Source organism: Nocardioides sp., from assembly GCF_024509035.1.
In the GTDB taxonomy this organism is placed as follows: Bacteria; Actinomycetota; Actinomycetes; order Propionibacteriales; family Nocardioidaceae; genus Nocardioides.
Map to the genome: position 1 here is coordinate 1 of NZ_JANINT010000340.1, position 20,667 is coordinate 20,667.

Genomic DNA, 20,667 nt, shown 5'->3' on the forward strand with positions numbered 1-20,667 from the left:
CCGGACGGTTCCCCCGTGACCGTCCGGCAGGTACCGTGACAGTCCCACTGTGAGCATCACTGTGACGGTCCCCCAGGAGCACGCGATGACCCAGGCCCCCGCCCGCCCCTCGTCCGGCTCCGAGCCCGGCAACGAGGCCGCGACCTTCGAGTCGCTGAACCCCGCCACCGGCGAGGTCGTCGGCATCTTCCCGATCCACGGCGAGGCCGAGGTCCGCCATGCGGTCGCGCGCGCCCGCAAGGCGGCCGAGTGGTGGTCGGGGCTGACGTTCAAGGACCGCAAGGTCTACCTGAACACGTGGAAGGCGACGATCGCCCGGCGGCTGCCCGAGCTCGCCGACCTGATGCGCCGCGAGATGGGCAAGCCGCGCTCCGACGCGGTCATGGAGGCCACGCTCGGCATCGACCATATCGCCTGGGCCGCCAACCACGCCGGCAAGGTGCTGGGCCGGCACCGCGTCTCGCCGGGGATGCTGATGGTCAACCAGGCCGCGACCGTGGAGTTCCGCCCGCTCGGCGTGGTCGGGGTCATCGGCCCCTGGAACTACCCCGTCTTCACCCCGCTCGGCTCGATCGCCTACGCGCTGGCGGCCGGCAACGCCGTGGTGTTCAAGCCCAGCGAGCACACCCCGGCCATCGGGGAGTGGCTGGTGCGCACGTTCTCCGAGGTCGTGGGCCGCCCCGTCCTCCAGCTCGTCACCGGGCAGGGCGAGACCGGGGCCGCGCTGTGCCGCGCCGGGGTCGACAAGGTGGCGTTCACCGGCTCGACCGGCACCGGCAAGCGCGTGATGGCCGCCTGCGCCGAGACCCTCACCCCGGTCGTCATCGAGGCCGGCGGCAAGGACCCCCTGCTCGTCGACGCGGACGCCGACGTCGCGGCCGCCGCCGACGCCGCGCTGTGGGGCGCCTGCAGCAACGCCGGCCAGACCTGCACCGGTGTCGAGCGCGTCTACGTCCACGAGCGGGTGTACGACGAGTTCGTCGCCGAGATCACCCGCCGCGCGGAGGGCCTGAGCGCCCACGCCGGCGACGACTCCAAGATCGGCCCGATCACCATGGAGAGCCAGGTCGGGGTGATCCGCCGGCACATCGACGACGCGCTGGCCCGCGGTGGCCGCGCCGTGGTCGGTGGCGCCCACGCGGTCGGCGAGCGGTTCGTGCAGCCCACGATCCTCGTCGACGTGCCCGAGGACTCCGCGGCCGTCCAGGAGGAGACGTTCGGCCCGACCGTGACGATCGCCAAGGTGCGCGACATGGACGAGGCGGTCGCGCTGGCCAACGGGACGGCGTACGGCCTGGGCGCCACGGTGTTCAGCAAGGACAACGGGATGGCCATCGCCGAGCGCATCCGCTCGGGCATGACGGCCATCAACTCGGTGATCTCGTTCGCGGCGATCCCGAGCCTGCCGTTCGGCGGCGTCGGCGACTCCGGCTTCGGTCGCATCCACGGGCCCGAAGGGCTCAAGGAGTTCACCTACGCCAAGGCCATCGCCCGCCAGCGGTTCAAGCCGGCGCTGGCGCTGACGACGTTCGAGCGCACCGAGAAGGCCGACAAGCGGCTCGCGGCGATCGTCAGGACCCTGCACGGGCGCGGCTGAGCAGGGGGTCGCGCGGGGTCAGCCGGGCTCCTCGTCCGCGAAGACCACGGGCGCGCCGGCGCTCCGGTCCCCGCCCATGCTCGTCGGGGCGTCGCGCAGCACCGACCGCACGCGTTCGCGGTCCTCGGTCGGGTCGCACGCGATGACGACGTCCTCGTAGCCCCCGTCGATCGCGATCGTGGCCGAGAGGCCGCTGCCGCGGACGGCCGCGAGCGCGGCCGCAGGGTCGTGGCCCACCGGCACGTGGTATCGCAGCTCCCCGCTCGGGCCCTTCCGGCGGGCCAGGGCCCGCTTCACGCCGGCGAGGGCCGACCAGGCGACGAGGGTCTGAGCGATGCGCATGTCGTCCTCCGCAGCGTCGGGATGGCGTGAGCAGTCGCCGCACCAACCTGTGCCGGCCGAAGGCGAGCACGTGAGCCGAGGTCCAGGCCTGCAGGTGCGACATCACCCCGGTGCCCGGTGGCACCAGATTCATGCTCTAGCGCAACGATATGGGCGGTGTGTCAGGATCCGGGGCCGGGCTGGAGGTGGTCGGGCCAGTCGTACATGAGCCGATGGGCCAGGTGGCTCAGCCGCGGGTCCCAGCGCGCTCGTGCGGCGAGGTAGCGGTCGGTCGCGCCGGACAGGAGGGGTACGCCGGCCGCGTGCAGGTCGCGTTCCATCCGCTGGTGGTGCCGCCGCCACCGCTCGAGCTGCTCCTCGTCCGGTGTGGGTACGTCGCCGGGCCCCGAACCGGTCACGCGCTCGGTCATGGTGGTCGCGGCGACCTCGATCTCCGCGACGTCACTACCTGTGAGCTCGGGTCGGGAGCCGTCGCGCACGTCCACGGTGGTCCGCAGCAGCGTGGCGGTCTCCCAGCAGGTCAACAGCATCCGCGGCAGCGCGTCGTACTCGCGCTGGTAGTGGAAGGACCGCAGCACCGGGTAGGAGCTGTGGGTCTGCACGAGCTCGCGCAGGCCGGCCGCCATGGAGTGCAGGTCCACGGTGGCGGCGACCGGCCCCTCCGCCCAGAGGGCGGCCACGATCGTCGAGCCGTGGCCGGTGCCGCGGCTGCGGTCGTGCAGCGCCATCGCGAAGCTGTTGCGCCCCGCGAGCGTGCCGTAGACCGAGACGAAGTAGGAGATCGCCAAGGTGAACGTGGTGAAGCCGGTCCCGGCCTCGACGACGACCAGCACCCGGTAGGCGGGGGTCGTGGCGACCAGGTCGCCCAGCCCGAGGGTCGTGAGGTTGTAGCCGCTGAAGTAGACCGCGGTGCCCCAGCTCTGGTCCGTCGCGCCCTGCGCCGCGGTGACCGGGCCGCCGAGTGCCGGGTGGTAGATCGCCGCCCAGCCGGCCAGCAGCAGCACGAACCAGGACAGCAAAGTGAGGGTCACCTCGGCCGGGCCGGCGTACGCGAGCAGCCGCTGCCGCCGGCCCTTCGGCAGTCGCCGGGTCCGGCGGAAGAGCCAGCGGATCGAGCGGCTCAAGGGGCGACGGACCGGTCCCCGGCCGCTGCCGGGGAACAGCACCGTGTAGAAGACGTCGGCCAGCGTCACTGCCACCAGTCCTGCTCCGAGTGCCAGTGACGCGACCGTTGCGATGGAGGTCGTCACGAAGAGACGATTACCCCAGAACCTGTGCGGGTACGCAAACATCTCCGAGGTGCCGCGGCCATTCGTCGAGGAGGTAGAAGTGGGCAACGGGGCAAGCGCGACTCCACCCATGCGCGTTCGAGTGCCGCGCGCTCTGCGCGAGTTCGCCCTCGTGCCGATCCTCGTGGTGGTGGTCCTTCTCGTCCTCGCAGGCGTGTCCATCGTCGGAGACCAAGCGCACGGCGCGTTCTTCGCCAGTGCGCGGCGGCTCCTCGGCCACTACATCGGGGCGAGCAGTGCCACCGGGACCCTGACCGCGGTCGCCACCGGTCTCGTGACCGTCACCTCCATCACGTTCTCCGTGCTGCTGCTCGCGGTGCAGCAGACCGCCTCCAGCCTTTCTCCGGTCGTCTTCGACCAGTTCGTGCGCCGTCGTACGAACCAGGTCTACCTGGGCCTCTTCGTCGGCCTGGCCCTGTACTCGTACGTGGTGATGGCGGCCGTGCAGCCGAAGACACCGCCCATCATCGGCGCGTTCTTCGCCACCGTTCTCACCGTCGTCGCCCTGGGGTGCCTGCTCTTCCTCGTCTACTCGACGATCGACCAGATGCGACCCGACAACGTGATGCGGCAGCTCCACGACCGGGCGGTCGCGGCTCACGAGCGTGAGGGGCGCATCGTGGCGCGCACCCGTCGCACCTCGACGTCCACGGCGCCGGTCAACGCCGAGCTGCGAGCGGACACCTTCGGGTACGTCGAGTCCGTCGACCTCGATCGCATCGAACGGGCGATGGGCGCTGGCGGCGGGAGCGGTGTCGCCGACCCGGGCAGCCGCCCGGAGGTCGAGATCCTGGTCGCCATCGGCGACCAGGTGGTCCTGGGCGCCCTCCTTGCTCGCGTCCGCCACCCCGATCGCGCTGAAGCGCAGCGGATCTGCCGGGAGCTCGCGAACGCGCTCCCGGTGAGTCCCGCGCCGGACATCGACTTCGACCCCAGCACGGCCGTGCGGGACATCAGCAACATCGGCTGGACCAGCGGCTCGACCTCCAAGCACAACCCGGCGATCGCCGGGCAGGCCCTGCACGCGCTGCGCGACCTCGGGGCCCGGTGGCTGATCGAGGGTGAACGGGTCGGGGACGAGTCGGCGAGCGTGGTCTACCCGGACCGGGATGTCGAGACCCTGCTCGAGGCCGTCTACTCGGCGGCCGTGGTCGCCCGGGAGTCACGCCAGCACCAGCAGGCGGTCCGGGTCCTGCAGACCTACCGCTTCCTGGCCGAGCTGGCATCCCCGCCGCTGGTCGAGCGGATCCGCCGCGACGTCGCGGCCCTCCAGGACGAGCTCGATCGTCTGCCCGCCTCGCCTGCGGTCGACCGCGAGCGGACCTGTCTCGATCGAGCGCTCGCGCTCGACGACCTGGGTGCAGGGCCCGGGACCGGGCGAGGCGCGCGCCGCGCCACGGTGTCATGAGGTGCCGGGATGTCGGGCCGCGAAGAACGCCCCCAGGCTGCCTGCGGCGCCGCGAACACCGCCATGGAGTAGGCGGCCAGCAGTCCGCCATGACGTCTGCGAACCGATCGTCTCGAGCCAGCGGCTCCCCGTCACCGTCGCCAGAGCGGCCGCGTGCAACGCCGCACCCTAGGTGTGGTGGCACATGGCGCTGAGCACGCTCATCAGCGGGATCGCCTCCTGCGGGAAGTCGTCCATCATGCGGGACCCCTGGCCGCCCGAGGTGTGCGGCGATCACAGAAGCCAGGGGATGATTCGGCCGTCCGGCAGGCCGACCTCGTCCTCGGGGGGCGCCGCGCCGACGGCGGCTGAGAACGCCGCCAGGCCGTCGGCCAGGCCCGCCGCATCGGCGGGGTCCATCCGGGCGGCGATCCCGGCGATGATGTCGCGGCGCGCCGCCAGCAGGCGGCCGACGAGCGCGGTGCCCTCCTCGGTGAGGACCAGAAGGGTGTGACGCCGGTCCTCGTCGTGCTCGGTGCGTGCCACCATGCCGAGCCGGACGAGCTCCTCGCAGGTGCGGCTGGCGTTCGACGCGTTGACACCGAGGTGCTCGGCGATCGTGGAGACGTTGAGCGGACCACGTGAGCTGAGCAGGACCATCGTCCGCAGCTGTCGGACGCTGATCTCCTCGCTCATCTCCGTCAGGGTGCGCGCCACGACGGCCGTCATCGTGCCCGAGACGGCCAGCATGGCGTCGCTCGCCCGGTCGTGCGCGGAGCGGTCCTCAGCACGGCGCTGCCGACGCCTGCTCGAGAGGGCGTCGCCGGCGGCCTGGTCGGTCATGGGTCACGCTCTCCTCGTCGTCACGTCGCGGGTCGTGAGGCCCTCGGCGCAGGGGCCGGAGGTCGGCATGTCCGGCTCCCGTCTCACCGGGCCACGACGCTCGACGCACGGTCGATGGCTCGCGCCGGCAGGCCCGCGCGTGGCTCGCGGACGTCGAGCGCCATCAGCCCGCCGACCACGTAGGCGACCGCCGCGGCTGTCTCGAACGCTGCCGACCTGGTGGCGTCGTGCGGTGCCAGCCACGCCTGGAGCGCCATGCCGGCGGCGCACAGCAGGGCGACGGCCACGCCCACGCGGTGGGGGCGCGGCGACAGCAGGACCCGCAGGCCCACCAGGCCGGCCAGGATCGCCAGCCCGAGGTCGCGCTCGCCGTTGATCTGCCCGGTGTGGGTGTGGGGGTACATGCCCTGTGTGCTCAGCACGAACGCGGCGGCGACGAGCAGGACGATGGCGCCCGCCACCGACAGACCGGGCCGAGGGGCTCGGAGCGTCCCGGCGGTGGCTGCCCGGCGTGTGTGATCGGCGCGTCGGCTCTCACGGCGGGCGTCGGGGTCGCGGATCTGTTCGCCGGCCTTGGTGCCCTCGCGGGCGTTGCCCTCCTTGATGTCGCGGACCTCGGCGTCGAGCTCGAACGCTCCGGTCGCGTCGTACAGGGCGCCGCCCCGCCACGCCACCAACGCGCCGATGCCGAGCAGCACGAGGCCGGCGAGGGCGACCGACCAGGACGCGACCAGGATGGCCAGCCCGATCACGGCGGCGCCGACGATCGCGACGAAGAGCCCGCCCCACACCCGGCGAGGCCGGACGCGGTGCTTGCCCGTGGACTTCTGGTGCGTCATGTCGATTCCCTTCGTCGGTGGTGTGAGCGCCGGTCAGGCCAAGCGATAGCGCTCGGCCCGGTCGGCGCGGAACGACAGGCCGTGGCCCGGACGGTCGGTGGGCTGGAGGGCGCCACCGACCGGTTCGGTGTAGCCGTCGACCAGCTCGCGAGCGATGCGAACGTGGTCGTGGAACCACTCGAGGTGACGCAGGTTCGGTGTGACGGTGGCGACGGGAGCGGTGAGGTACGGCGCGCAGTGCGCCGAGACGTCCCGGCCCCGCGACGCGAGGTGCCGGCAGATCCGGAGCCACTCCGTGTAACCACCGCACCGCGTCACGTCGAGCTGGATGCAGTCCACGACCGGGGCGAGCCGCTCGAAGTAGGGCAGGTCGTAGCCGTACTCGCCGGCGGTCACGTCGAGGGTCAGCTCCTGGTGGAGCCGGTCGAGACCCTCCAGGTCGTCAGAGCTCACCGGCTCCTCGAACCAGGTGGCGCCGAGGTCCTCGAGGGCGTGCCCTACACGGGCGGCCTGCGCTCGGCCGTAGCCGCCGTTGGCGTCGACGAACACCTCGGTCCCCGGTCCGACGGCGTCCAGCACGAGCGCGGTGCGGTGGAGGTCGCGCTGCTCCTCGGCACCCGAGGACTCGCCGATCTTGATCTTCACCGCCCCGACACCGGCCAGCTTCCAGCCCTCGACCTGGCACAGCAGCCGCTCGTCGTCGTAGGTCGTGAACCCGCCGCTGCCGTACACCGGGACGGCGCGGGGCTCGAGGTCCCACCACTGGGCCAGCGATACCTCCAGAAGCCGGGCGCCGAGGTCCCACAGTGCGATGTCGACCGCGGAGATCGCCATCCCGACCAGCCCGGGCCGCCCCGCGTTGCGCACCGCCACGACCATCGCCTCCTGGAGGCCGGCGGGTGCCAGGGCGCTGGCATCGAGGACGACGGGACGCAGCAGCTCCTCGACGACCTGGACGGCCGCGGCGGGCGCCCACGTCCAGCCGGTTCCGACATGACCTCGGGCGTGTGCCTCGACCACGACCAGGGTCGAGGAGCTCCAGCTCAGGGTGCCGTCGGCTTCCGGGACGTCGGTCGGGATCCGGTAGGCGTGTGCCTCGAGCCGCTCGACCATCGGGGCGGGAGGGTCGTTCACGACAGGACCTCGCGAGCCTTGGTCTTGATGCCCTCCTTGATCACGCCCCACCGATTGTCGTCGCCCTTCGCGAGCGCCTTGGCGAGGTTGGTCATCTGCTCGAGCGTCGCGTGCGGGGGGATCGGGGGTACGTCGGGGTCGCAGTGCACGTCCAGCAGGAACGGACGGTCGGCGGCGAGCGCTTCCTGCCAGGCGCCGGCCAGGTCGGCCGGGTCCGTGACCACCCGCGCGCCGAGCCCCAGCGAGGTGGCGAAGTCGGCGTACGTCACGTCCGGCAGGGCCTGGGACTCCACGAACTTCGGGGTGCCGCCCATGGCGCGCAGCTCCCAGGTGACCTGGTTGAGGTCGTTGTTGTGCAGCACGGCCACCACCAGGCGAGGGTCGGACCACTCCTTCCAGTAGCGGCTGATCGTGATGAGCTCGGCGAGGCCGTTCATCTGCATCGCGCCGTCGCCCTCGAACGCGACCGCCGGGCGGTCGGGGTGGGCGAACTTGGCGCCGATCGCATAGGGGACCGCCGGTCCCATCGTCGCGAGGTTGCCCGACAACGTCCCGCGCATGGTGCCGCGCATCTTGACCAGTCGCGCGTACCAGTTGGCGCACGAGCCGCTGTCCGCGAGGATCATCGCGTCGTGCGGGGCGACCTCGGCGAACTCCGAGAAGATCCGCAGCGGGTTGACCGGGTCGGCGGAGGCCATGGCCTCGCTCTCGACCGCGTCCCACCAGTCCGCGACGTCCTGGCACACCTTGTCCTGCCACGACCGGTCCTCCTTGCGCTGCAGGAGCGGCAGCAGGGCGCGCAGCGTGGCCGCGGCGTCCCCCACGAGGTTGACCTCGTAGGGATAGCGCAGCCCGATCATCGAGCCGTCGATGTCGATCTGGACGGCCCGAGCCTGGTCCAGCTCGGGCATGAACTGCGTGTAGGGGAAGCTGGATCCGACGGTCAGCAGCGTTTCGCAGTCGCTCATGAGCTCATAGCTCGCCCGGGTGCCGAGCAGGCCGATCGAGCCCGTGACGTAGGGCAGGTCGTCGCTGAGGACGTCCTTGCCGAGCAGGGCCTTGGCCACGCCCGCGCCCAGCAGGTCGGCGACCTGCTGGACCTCGGCCACCGCGCTGCGAGCCCCCTGCCCGACCAGCATGGCGACCTTGGTGCCGGCATTGAGGATGTCGGCGGCGCGGCGCAGCGCGTCGTCGTCGGGTTGCACCTGCGGCCAGCTGATGCCCAGGCTGGAGGGCACCATCTTGAACTCGTGGCCCGGAGGCACGTACTCGAGCTCCTGCACGTCCGACGGGATGATGATCGCGGTCGGCGCCCGGCGGGACAGCGCGGTGCGGATCGCGCGGTCCAGCACGTTGGGCAGCTGCTCGGGCACCGTCACCATCTGCACGTAGTCCCCGGCCACGTCCTTGAACAGGCTCAGCAGGTCGACCTCCTGCTGGTAGCTCCCGCCCATCGCGGACCGGGCGGTCTGGCCGACGATCGCGACGACGGGCACGTGGTCGAGCTTGGCGTCGTACAGGCCGTTGAGCAGATGGATCGCACCAGGCCCGGAGGTGGCCATGCAGACCCCCACCCGTCCGCTCAGCTTCGCGTAGCCCACCGCCTCGAAGGCGCTCATCTCCTCGTGGCGCGACTGGATGAACGGCGGCTGGTCGTCAGCTCGCGAGAACGCTCCCAGGATCCCGTTGATCCCGTCCCCGGGGAAGCCGAAGACGTGCTCGACGCCCCACTCCCTCAAGCGCGCCAGCAGGTGGTCGGCGACGGTGGTGCTCATGTCGTGCTCCCTTGCTCGTTGGGTGGGTGGATGGACCGCTCGGGTGGGTGGGTCGGCAGCGTCGTGCGGGAGAGCCGGTCGATGAGCTGTGCGAGGTGCAGCGGCTCGTGGCCGGCCTCGTCGAGGTCGTGGATCTGGGTGCGGCAGGAGAAGCCGTCGGCGAGCACGACGGTGCGCGGGTCGTGCGGGTCGGTCTCGCGTAGCGCGGGCAGGAGGCCCTGCTCGGCGCAGGCCTTGCTGACCTCGCCGTGGCCGGCGGTGAAGCCCCAGTTGCCGGCGAGCCCGCAGCAGCCGGAGTCGAGCCGGTCGACCTGGACGCCGGACTTCTCGAGGAGGTCCCGGTCGGCGTCCCACGTCAGGACGGCGTGCTGGTGGCAGTGGACCTGGACCTTCGCGGTGAGGTCGTCGACGTGAGGCGGCTCCCAGCCGTCGGTGTGCTCCATGAGCAGCTCGGCCAGGGTGACCGTGTGGTCACGGACCCGGCGGGTGTCCAGGTCGTCGGGCATGAGCTCCGCCGCGTCCGAGCGGAGCACCGCGGTGCAGCTGGGCTCGAGGCCGACGACCAGCCCGCCCGCGCGGACGTGGGGGGCGAGGGTCTCGATGGTGGAGCGCACGCGCCGGCGGGCCACGTCGAGCTGTCCGGTGGAGATCCACGTCAGGCCGCAGCACACCGGACGCTCCGGCATGGTGACCGCCCAGCCGGCTGCCTCCAGCACGCGGACCGCGGCGATGCCGGAGTCGGGGTGGAAGTGGTTGGTGAAGGTATCCGGCCACAGCAGCACGGTGCCCAGCCGACCGGCGCCCGGGGCGGGTGTGTGGGTGCGGAACCAGCGTTGCAGCGACTGGGCGGCGAAGGTGGGCGGGGTGCGGTCCTCCAGGCCGGCGGCGCGGGTGCCGGCCCGGCGCAACGCGGGGACCGACGCCAGGCGGTTGACGAACGGCGCGAGCCGGAGCCGGTCGACCACCCGCGCGGCCATCGGCAGGTAGCCGGTCGCGTAGTCGGCCCGGGGGCGCAGGCGTCCCCGGTAGTGCTGGTACATGAACTCGGCCTTGTAGGTGGCCATGTCCACGTGGGCGGGGCAGTCGGACGTGCACCCCTTGCACGCCAGGCACAGGTCGAGGGCGTCGCGGACCGCCTCGGAGCGCCAGCCGTCGCGGATCGGGCTGTCGCCGTGGCCGTCGATCATCTCGAACAGCAGCCGCGCGCGGCCGCGGGTGGAGTGCTCCTCCTCGTGGGTGGCTTGGTAGGAGGGGCACATGACCTGGCCGCCCTGGTGGGTGAGCTGCCGGCACTTGCCCACGCCGACGCAGCGGTTGGCGGCTTGGGCGAAGCTGTGGCCGTCGTCGGGATATCCGAACGCCAACGGCAGCATCCGCCGCGGCTCCCAGTCGCCGCCCAGGCGCAGGTGCTGGTCGAGGGCGGCCGGCTTGACGGTCTTGCCCGGGTTCATGAGGTCGCCGGGGTCGAAGAGGCCCTTGACCTCCTCGAACAGGCGGACGACGTCGTCGCCGAACATGATCGGCAGCAGCTCGCCGCGCGACTGGCCGTCGCCGTGCTCGCCGGAGAGGGAGCCCCCGTAGCCGGCGACGAGCCGGGCGGCCGTCTCCATGAACCGGCGGTAGGTCGCCACGCCCTCGGTGGTGTAGAGGTCGAAGGGGATCCGCGTGTGCACGCAGCCCTGTCCGAAGTGGCCGTAGAGGCTGGGACCGGTGTCGCTGGCGTAGCCGAACTCCTGATAGAGCCCGTTGAGGTCGCGGAGGTAGTCGCCGAGCCGGTCGGGCGCGACCGCGGAGTCCTCCCAGCCCTCGAACGTGTCGGCGTGGTGGGGCACGTGGGCGGTGGCGCCGAGTCCCGACTCACGCACCATCCACAGCGCGTGCTCCTTCTCGGGATCGTCGTAGAAGGCGACGCCGGGGGCGTGGTCGGTGCGGCCGATCGCGTCGAGCATCGCCTTCGCCCTGCGGTCGGCCTCGTCGCTGTCCTCGCCGCCCATCTGCACCATCAGGTAGCCCGCACCGTCGGGGAGCTCCTGCAGGGCATCGGGGTTCATGCCCTTGAGCTGCTGGTCGTGGACGAGGTAATGGTCCACGCCCTCGAGCGCGATCGGCTCGTGCTCGACGATGGCCGGGACGGCGTCGGCGGCGACGAAGATGTCGGGGTATCCCAGGACGACCAGCGTGCGGGCCTCGACGACGGGCACCAGCTCCAGCTCGGCGTGGAGGACCGTCACCAGGGTCGACTCGCTGCCCACCAGGAACCCGGCCATGTCGAAGTCGTGCTCGGGCAGCAGCGAGTCGAGGTTGTAGCCGGACACGCGGCGCGGGATCCGGGGGTAGCGCTCCCTGATCAGGTCCCCGTGGTCGTCGCGCAGGCGGCGCAGCGTGCGGTGGATCTCACCGACGCGGTCGGCGCGGCCGGCGAGCTCGGCGTACTCCTCGTCGTCGAGCGCCTTGGCGGTGAAGCGGGTCCCGTCGTGGAGCAGCACGTCCAGCGCGTAGATGTTGTCGACGACCTTGCCGGTGCGCTGGGCCGTGGCTCCGCAGGAGTTGTTCCCGATCATCCCGCCGAGCGTGCAGTTGGGGTGCGTGGCGGGCTCGGGGCCGAACCGTAGTCCCGTGTCGGCGAGCTGTCGGTTGAGATCGTCGAGCACGATCCCTGGCTCGACGACGCAGCGCCGGGCCTGGGCATCGACCGAGAGCAGGCGGTTGCAGTGCTTGGTGTAGTCGATGACGATCGCCTCGTTGGTGCACTGGCCGGCGAGACTGGTGCCCCCGCCGCGGTTGACGATCGGCAGGCCGAGCTCGTGACAGACAGCCACGGTCGCCACGACGTCCTCGATCGTGCGCGGGACGACCACGCCGATCGGCACCTGACGGAAGTTGGAGGCGTCGGTGGAGTACGCCGCCCGGGATCCGTCGTCGAAGCGCACCTCGCCCCGGACGCGCTCGCGCAACAGCTCCTCGGCCCTCGCGAGCCGGTCGGTCGACACCGCCGTCATGACCGGGCTCCTCTCGCTCCCGCGGGTGGTGCCGGTCGGCCACTGGCGTGGGCGTCCAGCACCGCGAGGGTCGTCGCGACGGTCGCGCTGACCAGTGCGGGTCGCGCGACGCGGGGAAGGAGGACCGCGACGGGGAGCATGGACGCGGCGTGGGCGCCGTCGACCACCGAGCCGGCGACCAGGGTGCGGTGCCGGTAGGGCGTCCGGGTGAGCACCGCGGTCGCGACACCCTGGACGGCGTACCGGACTCCGAGGACGCGGGTGACCAGCACGAGGTCGTCACTGGGTCTCACCCCGAGGAGCCGGGCCGGCAGGTCGGGCCGGACGGCCGCCGGCACGCCGAGGACCAGGCGGACCGCGTCGGCGCCCCTCATGAGCGCCGCCGCAGCGTCAGGGCCGCGCCGGCGACGAGGGCGCCGGCGAGCGCGAGCGCGCCGTGGTGCTGGGAGGCCCACACCTGGGGGCTGTGTGCGTGCGAGGTGTCGTCGAAGTCCCCGTGGGCGCCGAAGTCACGGTCCTCGTCGGCCGGCTCCCACAGGTTCGCCGGCTGGTCCGGCGGCTTCGGCTGGTCGGTCTGCTGGGACGTGAAGCCCGTGCGCGCGAGGTAGCGGTCGAGCAGACCGGGCGCAACCGCGTTGACGATCAGGGTGGCGGCGGTGGTCTCGCCGACCCAGTACTCGCGCCGTTTGGGGTGGTCGGCGGCGTACACGACCGCGTCGGCGGCGACCTCGGGCTGGTAGATCGGCGGCACAGGCTGTGCGTGGCGCGGCAGCCGCGACAGCACCCAGTCGAACTGCGGCGTGTTGACCGCCGGCATCTGCACCATCGTGACGTGCACGTTGCTGCGCTCGTGGAGCAGTTCGCACCGCAACGACTCGTGCCAGCCCTGGAGGGCGTGCTTGGCCCCGCAGTACGCCGACTGCAGCGGGATGCCGCGGTAGGCGAGCGTGGAGCCGACCTGCACGATGGCCCCGCGGTCGCGGGGCAGCATCCGCTTGAGCGCCGCTCGCGTGGCGTTGACGTAGCCCAGGTAGGTCACCTCGGTGACCCGCCGGAACTCGTCTGCCTCGATGTCGGTGAACTTCGCGAACACGGAGGTGAACGCGACGTTCACCCAGACGTCGATCGGGCCGAGCTCGTCCTCGATCCGCTGCGCCGCCACCTCCACGGCGTCGGCGTCCGCGGTGTCCGCTGGGACGACGAGCGCCTGCGAGCCGGCAGCGGCGACCTCGGCGGCTGCAGCGCGCAGGCCGGCCTCGCCCCGGGCGATCAACGCCACCCGGTCGCCGCGCCGTGCGAAGGCCCGGGCCGAGGCGCGCCCGATCCCTCCGCTCGCGCCGGTCACCACCACGACACGTGGACTCTTCACCATCGTCCTTCCCTCACTTCCCGACTGGGTGTTCTCGGAGCTGCTGGTCGTGCTCGGGGTGGTACGGCGGCCGGCTACCGGGCAGCGGCGCCGAACCCGGGCGTGGACACGCCGGCGCCCCCGAGGCGTTGGGCGGCCTCGAGCAACATGGCGTGGACGAAGGCCTGCGGGAGGTTGCCGCGGAGCTGGCGCTGGATGACGTCGAACTCCTCGGCGAACAGGCCGGGTGGACCGAGGGCGCCCCGGTTGCGCTCGAACCAGCGCACCGCGTCGCTGACGTGTCCCTGCTGGAGGGTCGCGAGCGCCATGTGGAAGCCGCACAGCACGAACGCACCCTCGGTGACGTGCAAGGAGCGCTCGGGGTCCTGCCGGAACCGGTAGACGTACCCGTCGTCGGCGAGCGCGGCGGCCACCGCCTCCCAGGTGCGGACGTGCCGGGGATCGTCGGCGGGCACGGCGCCGCGCAGCCCGCCCAGGAGCAGGGCGGCATCGACTCGCTCGTCGTCGGGCGCGCGTTGCCAGCGTCCGCTGGAGTGGACGCAGTCGGACTCGACCGAGCTCAGGATCTGGGCTGCGAGGTCCTCCCAGGCGCGGGCCGTGGCGCCGGTACGCCGCGCGGCGATCGACCGCAGGCCGGCGACGCAGGCCAGGCGGGAGTGCGCCCAGCGCCGGTCGTCGAGCTCCCAGATGCCGGCGTCGGGGTCGTCGCCGCGCTTCTGGATCGCGGTGACCGTCTGCTCGACCGCTCGCCACCCGGTCTCGTCGAGGCGGCCGGCGGAGTCGGCCGCGGCGTACAGCTGGAGGGCCTCGCCGAGGACGTCGAGCTGGAACTGGGCGTTGACGTGGTTGCCGACCTGGACCGGAGCGCCGGGATACCCGGGCAGCTTCACCCGGCGCTCGGAGGGCACCGGACCGCCGGTGACGGTGTAGGCGGGCTTGATCTGGTCGCCGTCGGCGAAGATCCGGTCGGTGACGAACCGGACCGCGGAGTCGAGCAGGTCGACCCCGCCCGAGACCGCAGCAGCGAGGCCGGCGTAGCACTGGTCGCGGATCCAGGCGTAGCGGTAGTCGTAGTTACGGCCCGCCTCGGCCCGCTCGGGCAGCGAGGTCGTCGCTGCAGCCACCATGGCGCCGGTCTCGCTGGTCAGGCCGCGCAGCACGGCGTAGGAGTGTCGCGAGTCGCCCGGCGCGGCCGACCCGTCGAAGGGCGGCACGGCACCGAGCCAGCCCTGCCGGGTGCGCTGCCAGGTGTCCTCGGGCGAGGGCGGCAGGTCCGGCAGCGGGTCGCGGCTGACCTCCAGCACCAGGTCGTGGTGCTCGCCCTCGGGCACCGTCAGGGCGAACCCGATGCTGTCGCCGTCGGGTCGGGCGTGGGCAGGTACCCCCGACCAGCGGTAACGGAGGTCGCCGGTGCGGCCCTCCCAGAGATCGTCCGCGACCCGCTTGACCGTCATCCTCCGCGCTCCGAAACCGGCGCGCAGCGCGAGCACGACGTCGACCTTGGCGTCGCCGTCACATGCCTCGATGCGGCGGAGCAGCACCACCCGCGCCGGGTCGCCGGGCCAGGCCAACGCCTCGCGGCACTCGATGACCGCGTCGGTCGTGACCCACCGGCTGCGCCAGATGAGGCTGTCCTCCTCGTAGTGGCCACCCCACACGAAGCGGGGGTCACGCGGCGTGACGGCGTACCTGCCCTCGCCGCCGAGGAGCGCGGCGAACACCGCGTCGTCGTGCCAGCGAGGGGCGCACATGAAGGCGACATCCCCGCGAGGGCCCACCAGCGCGCCGCGCTCGCCGTCGGCCAGCAGTGCGTACTGCCGCAACGTGTGGGGAGCGAACGGACGGTTCACCGGCGACTCCAGGTCGAGGGGCGAGCAGGAGGACGTCGTCGAGGTACCCGCGGCTCGGCAGTCCATGCGCAAGCGCAAATATGCGCCGCCGCACATGTCGCGGACCGCCGCGCACCACTCCGCAGGCTCGCCATCGGCGCGGCCGCGTGCGACTACTGCAACGCGGTGGTGTGCGAGTCGGCGCTCCCGGTCCTGATCGCCTGACGGCGCAGGTCAGCGCAGGTCAGCGCAGGTCAGCGCGGGTCAGCGCAGGGCGTACGTCGCCATCGAGACGCCCACGTAGTGGGAGACGAACGCGAGGATCGTGAAGGTGTGGAACACCTCGTGGAAGCCGAACCAGCGCGGCCACGGATTGGGCCGCTTGAAGCCGTAGACGACACCACCGAAGGTATAGAGCGCGCCGCCGACGACGATCATCGTGAAGATCGCGATGCCCATCCCGACGCCGCCGATGGCGGTCGCGCCGTCGAGGAACGCGGGAATGAAGAAGACCGCGGCCCAGCCCATCGCGATGTAGATCGGGACGTAGAGCCAGCGCGGCGCGTCGGTCCAGAACACCCGGAACAGCACCCCGAGCACGGCTCCCGTCCACACGGTCGTGAGCAGCGCGACCCGTTGGGTGCCTTCGAGCAGCAACAGGCTGAACGGCGTGTACGACCCCGCGATCAGCAAGAAGATGTTGGCGTGGTCGAAGCGCCGCAGGAACGCCCACGTGCGGGGCGACCAGGTGCCGGTGTGGTAGATCGCCGACACCGAGAACAGCACCAGTGCCGACCCGGTGAACACCGCCGAGCCGATCCGCGAGGCCGTGGTCGGCGAGAGCGCGACCAGCACGATCCCGGCCGCGAGCGTCAGGGGGGCCACCCCGAGGTGGAGCCAGCCACGCAGCTTGGGCTTGAGGTCGGCGACCTTCTCGTGGAGGTCGTCGCGGAAGTCGTGCAAGTGGTCGAGGCCCGAGCGCACGGCGTCGTTCGCGCCCGTCCTCGCTCGGTCCATCGCCTGGTTCATGCCTCGAAATCTACCCGGTGGTAGGTCGGCTGAACCCCCGCGCAGTCCCCGACGCGGTGAACGTCACGTTCGCGCGGACGCCGGTGAGCCTCGGCCGGCGCCGGTAGCATCGCAGTCGTGGCGGACTGGAAGCGTGGCCTCCGGCGGGTGCTCTACCCGGCCTACGAGGCACGGATGCTGCGCCGCATGCCGTCGGAGAACCTCCCCAAGCACATCGGCGTGATGCTCGACGGCAACCGCCGCTGGGCCCGGGCCGTGGGCCGCGACACCGCGGACGGTCACGAGGCGGGCGCGGCCAACATCGAGCCGCTGCTCGGCTGGTGCGACGAGGTCGGCACCGAGGTCGTCACCTTGTGGCTGCTCTCCACCGACAACCTCAACCGCCCCGAGCGCGAGCTCGGCCCGTTGCTCGACATCATCGCCGACGCCGTCGACTCGCTCGCCGCCCAGCGGCGCTGGCGCCTGCACCCCGTGGGCGCGCTGGACCTGCTGCCGACCCCGGTCGCGCAGCGGCTCAAGGCCGCCGAGGAGGCGACCCGCGGCGTCGAAGGGATGCTGGTCAACGTCGCGGTCGGCTACGGCGGGCGTCGCGAGATCGCGGACGCCGTACGCTCCCTGCTGCTCGAGGCCGCCGAGAAGGGCGTCTCGGTCGAGGAGCTCGCGGCCGCCGTGGACACCGAGGCGATCGCCGAGCACCTCTACACCCGCGGCCAGCCCGACCCCGACCTGGTGATCCGCACCTCCGGCGAGCAGCGGCTCGGTGGCTTCCTGCTGTGGCAGAGCGCGAAGTCGGAGTTCTACTTCTGCGAGGCCTACTGGCCCGACTTCCGCCGCGTGGACTTCCTGCGCGCCCTGCGGGCCTACACGCTGCGCGAGCGCCGCTTCGGCGCCTGACCGCCCGCCGCCCCCGTCCGAGCGGCTGTTTCGGACACATGACGTTCACCCGCGCGCCCGGGCGTGTCGCCCGAAATCGCCCCGATCGCGGCGTACTTTCGCGCTATCGGGGAGTGGGGAAGCTCCCCGTATCGGGAGGCCCGTTCGTGAGAACTCACGACTGCATCGCACGGCAGCCGGGCTGCCGCGCGGCCGGGCGCCGGCACTCCGGCGCTCGGGCTCGTTCCGGTCCGTCTGCTTGACACACGGCCGGAGCGCGAGTGCACGCGCCGGCCTGCGAAGGGGTTAGTCGTGCCGCAGGCCCAGAAGGCTCAGAAGACGCAGAAGACCCAGCGCTCCACCGCACCCTCGGTGCGCACCTACGTGCTCGACACCAGTGTCCTGCTCGCCGACCCGGGCGCGATCAACCGGTTCGCCGAGCACGAGGTCGTCCTGCCGGTCGTGGTGATCACCGAGCTGGAGGGCAAGCGGCACCACCCGGAGCTGGGCTTCTTCGCGCGCAGCGCGCTGCGGATGCTCGACGACCTGCGTGTCACGCACGGTCGGCTCGACGAGCCGGTCCCGGTCGGTGACGAGGGCGGCTCGGTGCGCGTCGAGCTCAACCACACCGACGCCGAGTCGCTGCCCTCGGGCTTCCGCCTGGGGGACAACGACACCCGGATCCTGGCCGTGGCGCGCAACCTCGCCAACGAGGGGTACGACGTCACGCTGGTCTCCAAGGACCTGCCGTTGCGCATCAAGGCCTCCGCGGTCGGCCTGGACGCCGAGGAGTACCGCGCCGAGGCGATCAGCGACTCCGACACCGGCTACTCCGGCATGGCCGAGCTGGAGGTGGCCGCCGCCGAGCTCGACGAGCTCTACGACGACGGGGTGCTCGAGCTCGAGGTCGCCCGCGACCTGCCCTGCCACCAGGGCCTGGTGCTGCTCTCCGACCGCGGCACCGCGCTCGGCCGGGTCGGCGCCGACAAGCGGGTGCACCTGGTGCGCGGCGACCGCGAGGCCTTCGGCATCCACGGCCGCTCGGCCGAGCAGCGGATCGCCCTGGAGATGCTGCTCGACCCCGAGGTCGGCATCGTCTCGCTCGGCGGGCGCGCCGGCACCGGCAAGTCCGCGATGGCGCTGTGCGCCGGCCTCGAGGCGGTGCTCGAGCGTCGGCAGCACCAGAAGGTCGTGGTCTTCCGCCCGCTGTTCGCGGTCGGCGGCCAGGAGCTCGGCTACCTGCCCGGCTCGGAGACCGAGAAGATGTCGCCGTGGGCCCAGGCGGTCTTCGACACCCTCGGCGCGATCACCTCGCGCGAGGTCATCGAGGAGGTGCTGGCCCGCGGGATGCTCGAGGTGCTGCCGCTGACCCACATCCGCGGCCGCTCGCTGCACGACTCCTTCGTGATCGTCGACGAGGCCCAGTCGCTCGAGCGCAACGTGCTGCTCACCGTTCTCTCGCGCATCGGCGCCAACTCCAAGGTCGTGCTCACCCACGACGTGGCCCAGCGTGACAACCTCCGCGTCGGCCGTCACGACGGCGTGGTCGCGGTCGTGGAGAAGCTCAAGGGCCACCCGCTGTTCGCCCACGTCACCCTCACCCGTTCCGAGCGCTCGCCCATCGCCGCGCTCGTCACCGAGATGCTGGAGAACGTCACGCTCTGAGGCTCTGGCACAGCCTCCTGTGACTGGTGTGACTCCTGAGGTGACCTAGGTCCCGACATCGGTAGTCGTTGCTCACAAGCTGGGCCGTTCGGTTTGCAACCACCTCGGTCCTCAGGCAGGGTGGCCCGTGATCTTTTCGTGACCTACCGGCCTCGGGTGCCGGTGGTCCGGGGGGAACCATCGTCGTCTACCCGAGTAACGAGCCCTTGTCGAAACGCACGAAGTACGTTCCCAAGCACCGGCACGTCCCGGAGCCGACCCTCACCGCCGCACCGCGCAAGATCCTGCGCAACACGGTGGTGATGTCGTCGGTCGCTGTCGCGGCGACCGGGGCGGCCGTCTCCGGCGGTGTGCTCACCTCGCCGACCAACGTGAGCGCTGCCGCCGAGGACCTCGGCACCGGCGCCGCCCACGTCACCTCGGGCGGCCAGGTCATCGAGCGTGACGCCGTCGTCTCCCGCGGCTCGATCTCGCGCGTCTCCGAGGATCGTCGCGACAAGGCCGACCCGGCCAAGGAGGCCGCGCTGTCGGTCGACGACGGGCCTGCCGTCACCCGCTCCGTCGACGTCGCCGACGGCGACCCGCGCGAGATCGCCCGGGCCCTGCTGCCCGAGTTCGGCTTCTCCTCCGACCAGTTCGGCTGCCTCGACTCGCTGTGGACCCGCGAGAGCAACTGGAACCCCTCGGCCCAGAACGCCTCCTCGGGCGCCTACGGCATCCCGCAGTCGCTGCCCGGCTCCAAGATGGCCTCCGCGGGCGCCGACTGGGCGACCAACCCGGTCACCCAGATCGAGTGGGGCCTGGGCTACATCCGCGACCGCTACGGCAGCCCCTGCAGCGCCTGGGGCCACTCCCAGTCCGTCGGCTGGTACTAGACGCCCGCGCACGAGCCGGCCAGCGCGCTCGCGATCTCTACCGCTCGAGCATCGACTCCATCGCGTCGATCTCGGCCTGCTGCGCCTCGGTGATGCTCGCCGCCAGGTCGACCGCGGGGCGGTAGCGCCCGTCGTCCTGCTGCTCCTCGGCCATCTCGACCGCACCCTCGTGGTGCTCGACCATCATCTCCAGCCACATCGACTGGAACTCCGCGTCGGAGGCCTCCTCGAGCGCCGTCATCTCCTCGGCGGACATCATCCCGGGCATCTCGGTGTCGTCCATGCCTTCCATCGACTCGCCCATGCCCTCCATGTCGTGGCCGGCGTGGGAGTGGTCGCGCATCGTCGGCGGCACCTCCTCACCCCACTCGTTGAGCCAGTCGCTCATGGTCTCGATCTCCGGTCCCTGAGCGGCGCGGATGTCCTCCGCGAGCCGCTGGACCTCGGGGTCGAGCGGGCGTCCCATCGTCAGGTCGACCATCGACAGGGCCTGCGCGTGGTGCTGGATCATGTCGGTCGCGAACGCGACGTCGGCGTCGTTGTGCTCGGTCGCGGACAGGCCTGATCCTGAGCGCGCGTCGTCGCTGCCGCACCCGGCCGTCGCCAGGACGAGGGTCAGTACGGCGGCCGCAGCCGCGTTCGGCAGACGATGTCTCATGGGTGGGTCATGCTCTCGACGTCGAGCGCCTCGTCGAGCTGGGCCTCGGTGAGTTCGCCGCGCTCGACGAAGCCCATCGCGATCACGGTCTCGCGGATCGTCGCGCCCGCGGCGAGCGCCTGCTTGGCGATCTTGGCCGCGGCCTCGTAGCCGACGTACTTGTT

General features: G+C 72.0%; 17 protein-coding genes and 1 pseudogene. 5 read left to right on the forward strand and 13 right to left on the reverse strand.

The genetic code is table 11. The features are described from left to right. The first annotated feature begins 85 nt into the window (after positions 1-85). Positions 86-1,597: an aldehyde dehydrogenase family protein gene (locus Q0L15_RS20870; RefSeq protein WP_366939626.1), complete on the forward strand. Its 1,512-nt coding sequence runs from the start codon at positions 86-88 to the stop codon at positions 1,595-1,597. 18 nt (positions 1,598-1,615) lie between these two features. Here the strand turns inward: Q0L15_RS20870 and Q0L15_RS20875 are convergent, their stop codons facing one another. Beyond that, the gene (locus tag Q0L15_RS20875) at positions 1,616-1,939 is read right to left on the reverse strand and encodes a hypothetical protein (RefSeq protein WP_296606626.1); all 324 of its coding nucleotides are present in this window, start codon (positions 1,937-1,939) and stop codon (positions 1,616-1,618) included. A gap of 161 nt (positions 1,940-2,100) precedes the next feature. Then, a complete protein-coding gene (locus Q0L15_RS20880) occupies positions 2,101-3,138 on the reverse strand; it encodes a potassium channel family protein (RefSeq protein ID WP_296606628.1) in 1,038 nt (345 codons plus the stop codon). Between the two features lie 160 nt (positions 3,139-3,298). Between Q0L15_RS20880 and Q0L15_RS20885 the strand changes: the two genes are divergently transcribed. Next, on the forward strand, positions 3,299-4,636 hold the full coding sequence (locus Q0L15_RS20885) for a DUF2254 family protein (RefSeq protein ID WP_296606629.1): 1,338 nt from the start codon (positions 3,299-3,301) through the stop codon (positions 4,634-4,636). A gap of 273 nt (positions 4,637-4,909) precedes the next feature. Here the strand turns inward: Q0L15_RS20885 and Q0L15_RS20890 are convergent, their stop codons facing one another. The 9 genes from Q0L15_RS20890 to Q0L15_RS20930 all read right to left on the reverse strand — a co-directional run bounded on the left by Q0L15_RS20890 (position 4,910) and on the right by Q0L15_RS20930 (position 16,432). After that, positions 4,910-5,458, reverse strand: a complete 549-nt coding sequence (locus Q0L15_RS20890) for a MarR family transcriptional regulator (protein ID WP_296606631.1) — start codon at positions 5,456-5,458, stop codon at positions 4,910-4,912. A gap of 83 nt (positions 5,459-5,541) precedes the next feature. Then, positions 5,542-6,297 (reverse strand): hypothetical protein, encoded by a 756-nt coding sequence (locus Q0L15_RS20895; protein WP_296606632.1) that lies wholly within the window; start codon positions 6,295-6,297, stop codon positions 5,542-5,544. 33 nt (positions 6,298-6,330) lie between these two features. Next, positions 6,331-7,431 (reverse strand): enolase C-terminal domain-like protein, encoded by a 1,101-nt coding sequence (locus tag Q0L15_RS20900; RefSeq protein WP_296606635.1) that lies wholly within the window; start codon positions 7,429-7,431, stop codon positions 6,331-6,333. Next, positions 7,428-9,206 carry a thiamine pyrophosphate-requiring protein gene (locus tag Q0L15_RS20905; RefSeq protein ID WP_296606637.1) on the reverse strand — a complete coding sequence of 593 codons (1,779 nt, stop codon included), beginning with the start codon at positions 9,204-9,206 and terminating at the stop codon, positions 7,428-7,430. Before Q0L15_RS20905 ends, Q0L15_RS20900 begins: the two co-directional genes overlap by 4 nt. Beyond that, positions 9,203-12,205: an FAD-binding and (Fe-S)-binding domain-containing protein gene (locus Q0L15_RS20910; protein WP_296606639.1), complete on the reverse strand. Its 3,003-nt coding sequence runs from the start codon at positions 12,203-12,205 to the stop codon at positions 9,203-9,205. Before Q0L15_RS20910 ends, Q0L15_RS20905 begins: the two co-directional genes overlap by 4 nt. Beyond that, positions 12,202-12,579, reverse strand: a complete 378-nt coding sequence (locus Q0L15_RS20915) for a hypothetical protein (protein WP_296606641.1) — start codon at positions 12,577-12,579, stop codon at positions 12,202-12,204. Before Q0L15_RS20915 ends, Q0L15_RS20910 begins: the two co-directional genes overlap by 4 nt. Continuing rightward, positions 12,576-13,577, reverse strand: a complete 1,002-nt coding sequence (locus Q0L15_RS20920; RefSeq protein WP_296606643.1) for an SDR family oxidoreductase — start codon at positions 13,575-13,577, stop codon at positions 12,576-12,578. Before Q0L15_RS20920 ends, Q0L15_RS20915 begins: the two co-directional genes overlap by 4 nt. 71 nt (positions 13,578-13,648) lie before the next feature. Then, positions 13,649-15,424 carry a glycoside hydrolase family 15 protein gene (locus Q0L15_RS20925; RefSeq protein WP_296606645.1) on the reverse strand — a complete coding sequence of 592 codons (1,776 nt, stop codon included), beginning with the start codon at positions 15,422-15,424 and terminating at the stop codon, positions 13,649-13,651. A 243-nt stretch (positions 15,425-15,667) separates the two neighbouring features. After that, a complete protein-coding gene (locus Q0L15_RS20930; RefSeq protein ID WP_296606647.1) occupies positions 15,668-16,432 on the reverse strand; it encodes a hemolysin III family protein in 765 nt (254 codons plus the stop codon). 117 nt (positions 16,433-16,549) lie between these two features. Here Q0L15_RS20930 and Q0L15_RS20935 point away from each other — a divergent pair, with 117 nt between their 5' ends. The 3 genes from Q0L15_RS20935 (at position 16,550) to Q0L15_RS20945 (ending at position 19,845) form a co-directional block, all read left to right on the forward strand. Then, entirely contained in the window at positions 16,550-17,326 is a 777-nt protein-coding gene (locus tag Q0L15_RS20935) for an isoprenyl transferase (protein ID WP_296606649.1), read from the forward strand. A 351-nt stretch (positions 17,327-17,677) separates the two neighbouring features. Beyond that, positions 17,678-18,970, forward strand: a complete 1,293-nt coding sequence (locus tag Q0L15_RS20940) for a PhoH family protein (RefSeq protein ID WP_296606653.1) — start codon at positions 17,678-17,680, stop codon at positions 18,968-18,970. 206 nt (positions 18,971-19,176) lie between these two features. Beyond that, positions 19,177-19,845: a transglycosylase SLT domain-containing protein gene (locus Q0L15_RS20945; protein ID WP_296606650.1), complete on the forward strand. Its 669-nt coding sequence runs from the start codon at positions 19,177-19,179 to the stop codon at positions 19,843-19,845. 37 nt (positions 19,846-19,882) lie between these two features. On the opposite strand, the gene Q0L15_RS20950 is transcribed toward Q0L15_RS20945, so the two are convergent. Both Q0L15_RS20950 and aspA read right to left on the reverse strand, forming a co-directional pair. After that, positions 19,883-20,503 carry a DUF305 domain-containing protein gene (locus tag Q0L15_RS20950; protein ID WP_296606652.1) on the reverse strand — a complete coding sequence of 207 codons (621 nt, stop codon included), beginning with the start codon at positions 20,501-20,503 and terminating at the stop codon, positions 19,883-19,885. After that, a pseudogene (gene aspA, locus Q0L15_RS20955) lies at positions 20,500-20,667 on the reverse strand (aspartate ammonia-lyase); the annotation flags it as partial. The gene Q0L15_RS20950 and the pseudogene aspA, both read right to left, overlap by 4 nt.